This window comes from Rubrivirga sp., assembly GCF_049648075.1.
Lineage (GTDB): Bacteria > Bacteroidota > Rhodothermia > Rhodothermales > Rubricoccaceae > Rubrivirga.
Genome location: NZ_JBARYR010000076.1, coordinates 1 through 3,361 on the forward strand (window position 1 = coordinate 1; position 3,361 = coordinate 3,361).

Here is a 3,361-nt window from a genome sequence, read left to right on the forward strand (position 1 = left end):
CCCTGATCGTGTTGGCAGGTTTGGCGGCTGTTCTAGCCGCTGCTGGGGCGCTGATCGCGGGCGGCGTTCTCCTGTCGCGGTGGTCATCGAGGTCGTGGAGCTGGTCCGTGCTGGCGGTCGCGATTGGGACCGTGCTCTCCACGATCGTCCTCGAGGTCTCGCTGGCGCCGGCGGCTGGGCTTGCCGTGTTGGGCGTGGCGCTCGCCTTCGTCCTCGAGGGGCCGGCTGGCCGGTGGGTATGGCCCCTCAGCTTCCGAGGGACATTGGTGGCGGCGTTGCTGCTGGCACCCGTGCTACACGGGTTCATGAGCGGGCCTCTCCGTCAGCGGACGGAGGTGCTCCTGGCCGACGCCGCGTTCGCGTTCTCCGACAACCGCGACGACCGCGTCACCGCCGCCATCGACCAGGTGTTCGACGAGGCCCGCGCCGACGACGCCCTCGGCCCGGCACTGTTGGACGCGTTGTCGCTCGCCGACTCCGCCCGCGCCGCGAGCCAACTCGCCCGCGACTCCTCGAGGCAGGCCATCGACGCGCTCGCGTCCGGTCTCGTAACGAACTCGCTCTTAGGCTCCTTGGCCGATGTCGCCACCGAACTCCGCGTCGTCGGCCCGGCGGGTGATACGCTGGGGAGCTACGTCGAGCGCGGTGTCGGAGGCGCGGCCGATGTGTTGTCCTACGACCGCGTCCGCGCGGCCTACCAAGAGCGCGAAACACGTCCCGCGTTTTTGCGCGTGAACCTGCGGGCGGCCGAGCGCCGCGGCCTGCGCCGGACCGCCGCTATCGGCCCCGTCCTCGATGCCGACGACCAGGCGGTCGCGTGGCTCTACCTCCGCGTCACGCCGCGAACCGCCCGGTTCCCGACCGAGACGCCGTTCCCGCGCGTCCTGGCGCCGACCGGCCTGTTCGGCCTCGATGACGAGGCCTTGGGCTACGCCGAGTACGATGACGGCGTGCTGGTCCGCCAGCGCGGCGCCGCTCCGCTCCGGCTCGACTCGACGGTGTACACGCTCCTCGAGGACCGGTCCGTCGCCGTGCGCACGCGCGAGAGGTTGGGCGGCCGGCCAGCGCTGGTCTACTACGAGCGCCAGGGCGACGACGCCGAGGACGTGGTCGCGGTCCGCGTCCCCGCCGGTGACCGGTTCGACACGTTGTTCGTGCTGCTCCGTCTGAGCCTTGCGGGCTTGGTCTTGGGAGCCGTCGTCTTCCTCCTCGGTCTCGTCGCTCGCTACCGCGCGGGCCTGTTCCCCGTCGCGAGGACGCGGTTCCGCGACAAGGTGCTCAACCGGTTCCTGATCGTCGGCCTGGCGAGCGTGGCTCTTACTGGCGTCGTGGGCCAGTTCGTGATCGTGGAGCAGAACCGGGAGGCGGTCCGAGATCAACTCCGGCAACGCCTGTCCCGCGCCGCCGCCGTCTACGCCGATGCCCTCGAGGTCTCCGACACCGCCCGCTTGGACGCGATCTCGAGCGCCCTTGGCGTCGACGTCCACCTGTACCGAGGCCCCGTCCTCGAGGCCTCGAGCCGCCGCCAACTCGTCCGCCAACGCTTGATCGAGCCGCGGCTCCCGGGCGACGTCACGCTCCAGCTCTACCTCGGCGGCGAGCCGTTCGCCTTCTCCGACGACCAGATCGGCACGTTCTCCTACACGACCGGCTACATCGCCCTCCCTGACTCCGCCGGCCGCCCCGCCGACGCCCTCGCCATCCCGACGTTGTCCGAGCAGGCCGGCATCGAGGCCGGGCGGGCGCGCTACGTCGCCTACCTGTTCGGCGGCCTGCTGGCGCTGATGGCCGCCATCTGGGTGGTCGCGGTCGTGCTCGCCGGCCAGCTGACCCGGCCGTTCGGCCGCCTGCGCGAAGGGCTTGAGCGCGTCGGGGCGGGCGGCGCCGAGGTCCCGATTCCGGTCGAGACCCACGACGAGGTCGGCGAGCTGGTCGAGACGTTTAACGCGATGCAGGCGGACCTGGCCGAGAGCCGCCGTCAGCTCGCGGAGCAGGAGCGCGAGATGGCCTGGAGCACGATGGCCCGCCAAGTCGCCCACGAGATCAAGAACCCGCTCATGCCGATGAAGCTGTCTGTCCAGCACCTGCGCCGGACGTTCAGCACGCCCGACGAGCACGCGCCGCCCGACGAGGTCCGGTTCGCCGGCCAGTTCGACCGCACGACGGACATGCTGATCGACCAGATCGAGACCCTCGACCGGATCGCCTCCGATTTCTCCCGCTTCGCCCGGATGCCGATGCGGAGCCCCGAGCGGATCGACATCGTCGAGGTCGCGCGAGAGGCCGCGGCTCTCTTCGAAGGCCCGCTCGCCGACAGCGGCCGCGCCGACCTCGAGGCCGATCTTCCCGATCGCGTCCTCGAGGTCGTCGCCGACCGGGAGGAGCTGCGCCGCGTCTTGGTCAACCTGTTGACGAACGCGCTCCAGGCCATCCCCGAACGCCCCGAGCCGGGCCGGATCGCCCTCGAGGTCGCTTCCGCGGAGGGCATGGCCCAGGTCCGCGTGCGCGACGACGGGACCGGCATCCCGGCCGACGTCCAGCCGAAGGTGTTCCAGCCCAGCTTCTCGACCAAGACGAGCGGGATGGGCCTGGGGCTCGCGATCTCAAAGCGGGCTGTCGAGGCCGTCGGCGGGTCGATTGCATTCGAGACCTCGGGGGCGGGGACCACGTTCACGGTTCAACTCCCGCTCGCTACTCTCGACGAGACGACCGCGTAGAGGCTTGAGCATGTCGCTCGTCCTCGAGGGCGCCCTGGGTTGCACGTACTCGAACTGCTCGCCATGCTACGCTTCGTCTTCGCGACGGTCCTCTTGTCCCTCACGGCGTGCTCGTCTGGTGAGCACACTCGCGCTCTTGGCTCGCCCGCGCCTGCTGATCTCCGCGCGACGCCGGGTTCCATCGCCTTTGAGGACTCAGTCCACGCGCTCGTGGTCTTCCTTCGCTTCCAAGACGACACCGCCAGCGCTCCCGAGTGGGACATCGAGGGCGACCCCGGCCTCGAGGACGTACCGGCGTGGGGACTCGACCTGTTCAAAGAGGACCCGGACGACGTTCGGGCCTCGATGGGCCTGGACGACCCGTCGCTCTCGGCCTACTTCTTCCGGCAGTCGCAGGGCGGCCCTGGCCGCGCGCACATCCTGACGGGAGAGGTCTGGCCGCGCCATCGAGGACGGCCCCACGTGCTCACCCCCTCCAGGCCGTCGACCGCCTATGCGAGTGGGCGAGGGCAGGGCTACGGGTTCTTGATTCAGGAGGTGATCGACGGGTTGGTGGACCAGCCGGGCTTCGATCTGGCCCGGTTCGACGCCAACCGCGATGGCGAGCTCGACCACCTGATGCTCATCGTCCGTCGCGACCCGGC

2 protein-coding genes are annotated in these 3,361 nt (G+C 70.5%); both read left to right on the forward strand.

Annotation, left to right across the window (positions count from 1 at the left end):
* Positions 1-2,717: ATP-binding protein (locus WBA11_RS02135; RefSeq protein WP_424519081.1), on the forward strand; the 2,717-nt coding region annotated here is incomplete at its 5' end.
* A 39-nt stretch (positions 2,718-2,756) separates the two neighbouring features.
* The coding region (locus WBA11_RS02140; RefSeq protein ID WP_424519082.1) for a hypothetical protein at positions 2,757-3,361 on the forward strand (605 nt) is incomplete at its 3' end.